4 protein-coding genes are annotated in these 3025 nt (G+C 54.3%); 2 read left to right on the top strand and 2 right to left on the bottom strand.

The genetic code is table 11. The features are described from left to right. Positions 1-253: sensor histidine kinase (locus tag ABJQ89_RS06330; RefSeq protein WP_348495423.1), on the top strand; the 253-nt coding region annotated here is incomplete at its 5' end. Continuing rightward, positions 232-1239 (top strand): extracellular solute-binding protein, encoded by a 1008-nt coding sequence (locus ABJQ89_RS06325; RefSeq protein WP_348495422.1) that lies wholly within the window; start codon positions 232-234, stop codon positions 1237-1239. The genes ABJQ89_RS06330 and ABJQ89_RS06325, both read left to right, overlap by 22 nt. A 47-nt stretch (positions 1240-1286) precedes the next feature. Here ABJQ89_RS06325 and ABJQ89_RS06320 read toward each other — a convergent pair whose 3' ends face one another. Both ABJQ89_RS06320 and ABJQ89_RS06315 read right to left on the bottom strand, forming a co-directional pair. Then, entirely contained in the window at positions 1287-1568 is a 282-nt protein-coding gene (locus ABJQ89_RS06320; protein WP_348495421.1) for a hypothetical protein, read from the bottom strand. Between the two features lie 194 nt (positions 1569-1762). Continuing rightward, on the bottom strand, positions 1763-2908 hold the full coding sequence (locus ABJQ89_RS06315) for an alpha-hydroxy acid oxidase (RefSeq protein ID WP_348495420.1): 1146 nt from the start codon (positions 2906-2908) through the stop codon (positions 1763-1765). Positions 2909-3025 lie beyond the last annotated feature (117 nt).

Raw genomic sequence — 3025 nt, 5'->3', positions numbered from 1 at the left:
TGAGACGGATGTTGTGATCCACATCGCGACCCATCCCCGCCTTGCAATCAGCGTCATGGACGAAGGAAGCGGATTTGCCCTTGATGAAATGGCTACCCTGTCGGGTCGTTTTGTGCGCGGCAAAGACACAGGGGACAAAGTTGGATCAGGCCTCGGGCTCACCATTGCGCAGGAAGTCACGGCCGCCCATGGCGGTGAAATGACCCTGAAAAACAGACCGGAGGGCGGCGCATGCGTTACCTTGCACTTTTAGCATTCGCGCTGATGCCGTTCGGTGCAATTGCGCAGGACTGGGAAGACAGGCAGGTCTTTGGCGCCAGAGATCAACCTGCGCTGCGCATCTTGTCCAGCACCGATACCTCATTCTTTGCCCCCATTATCAAAGACTTCATCAAGGCTGCGCCGAATTTCAGTGTTGAATATTTCGTCACTGGTACTGCCGATCTGGACCGAAAGTTTCGTGCATCGCCGGATCAATTCGACGTGGTCATTTCGAGCGCGATGGACTTACAGCTCAAGCTCGCCAATGACGGTTTTGCCGCCCGCCTTAGCACGATAGAGCACCCTGAAACGGCCCAATGGCATGACAGCCTGTTTGCCTTTACCTCTGAACCCGCCGCCATCGTGATTAACAAGCGTTTGCTGGGTGATCTCCCCGTTCCAAACAGTCGCCAAGACCTGATCGAATTACTGCGCGCCTATCCCGAGCGGTTTCACGGCAAAGTTGGCACATATGATGTGCGTCAATCGGGGCTCGGTTATCTGTTTGCAACGCAAGATGCCCGCGCCTCGGAAACCTATTGGCGGTTGATGGAAGTGATGGGCCGTATCGATGCGCGCCTTTATTGCTGTTCGGGTCAAATGATCGACGATCTGCGCGCGGGCGATCTGGCGATTGCCTACAATGTACTGGGCAGCTACGCGCAAGCGCGCACAAAAACATCTCAGGATTTGTTAATCATTCTGCCGTCTGAGTTTCCGACAACAATGATGCGCACTGTCTTGGCGTCGCAATCTGCAAAAGAACCTCTTGGCGCTGAACTGTTCATCCGTCATCTTTTGGAGCTGCAAACCATAGCCGATCCGCAAAACTTCCCCCTGCCCCCAATGACGCCAACGCAAACGAGTGAAGGGCAAGCCACGATCAGTCTCGACCCTGCCTTGATGACCTATTTGGACCAAATGAAACGTGACGCCTTTATTCGCGAATGGGAAAACGCGGTCGTTCAGCATGACTAGGCTCAAGGCCCAACGCGGCGTGCGATATCAGGCGGGTTTTTGATGTTCTAGAAATCGTCAAATTCCGGCACGTTTCCAAGCCTGACTAGGAAACTCGGTGATCCGACTTCGCCGCTTCCCGGGTCTTCACTAATCATGTAAGCATCCGCACCAGCGCACTCTTCGGACAGGGCTTCGCGCTCTGCTCTATTCTGTGCTTCGGCAGCCGTTGAATATTGAAACTGCTTGCCAATCTTGAGGCTGGCCTGCCCGCTACGTCCGGTTTTCTGTTCGACATACGTCTGGCAGATATAGTGCACTTTTTCAGCGTTCTCTGTGTCGTGGCTCATGGGCAGTTCCTTCGATATGTCCGAGCGCCACCAGCAATTAGAGGTGCGGGCGATGCGCTCGTTCAGTGGTCTTAAGTGACCCTGCCTATGCACGAGCGCGGCAGCTTTGTCGAAGGATTAACGTCATTCCAAATACGCCGCACCTCGACGCGCCTTGCATGACATGAAACAAGCCGTTCCGTTTCAAAATCCCCTCAATTCGCAATCAGGTTGTCCGGTGACAACTCTGCAACAGATTGGCATCCCATCAATTGCATATCCCTAAGCACTTCCGCATGCAGGTTCGTCATGGCGCGATCAACGCCCGCCTGCCCCGCTGCGGCCAATGGATACAGATAATAGCGCCCCAAACCGACGGCCTTTGCACCGCGCGAAAGCGCCTTCAAGACATGCGTTCCGCGTTGGATACCACCATCCACAATCACATCGATACGGTCCCCGACGGCCATTACGATATCTTCGAGCTGATCAAAGGCTGTACGCGATCCGTCAAGTTGGCGACCGCCGTGATTTGACAACACGATCCCAGTACAGCCGATTTCAACAGCGCGCTTGGCATCTTCAACGGACATGATGCCCTTCAAACAGAACTCGCCATCCCATTCGCGCACCATTTTGGCAACGTCATCCCAATCCATCGACGGGTCGAGCATATCTGTAAAATACCCGCCAATAGATTTTGCCCCGCCAGACATGTCCACATGATCATCGAGCTGGGGCAATTTGAATTTCTCATGGGTCACATAATTGATGCCCCAGTGCGGTTTAGACATGAATTCATAAAGGCCACGCGCGTTCAGACGCATGGGGATGGAAAACCCCGTCCGCAGATCCCGTTCGCGGTTGCCGCCCGTGATGCTATCAACGGTCAGCATCATGACGTTTACGCCCGCGTCTTTCGCACGCTGCATCATCGCTGAGTTCAAACCACGGTCTTTGTGGAAGTAAAACTGATAGACCTGCGGCGTGCTGTGTTTCTTGCGTAGCTCCTCAATAGAGGCCGTGCCTAGGGACGACACACCAAACATGGTCCCGAATTTTTCCGCCACCGCCGCAACAGCGTGTTCCCCTTGATGGTGGAACAAGCGCTGAAGAGCGGTTGGCGAGCAGTAGAACGGAACGTCCAGTTTCTGCCCCATGACCGTGACCGACAAATCGATGTCCTTCACACCGCGCAGGACATTCGGCACCAAGTCCACCTTGTCGTAGGCAGATGTGTTTTTGCGCAATGTCACCTCATCATCGGCGCCGCCGTCGATGTAGTTGAAAATCGGCCCCGGAAGCCGCCGTTTGGCGAGCTTCCGGTAGTCGTGAAAGTTATGACAGTTTTTCAAACGCATAGATCAGTTTCCATATGCCACTGCGGGCAACCATGTTGTGAGCGCAGGGAATGCAAACACGAGGCCAAGACCAAAGAGCTGCAACAAGACGAACGGGATAACGCCGCGGTAGATATG

This window comes from Planktotalea sp. (assembly GCF_039984035.1).
Lineage (GTDB): Bacteria > Pseudomonadota > Alphaproteobacteria > Rhodobacterales > Rhodobacteraceae > Planktotalea.
This window is presented reverse-complemented; position numbering and strand designations above follow the sequence as displayed.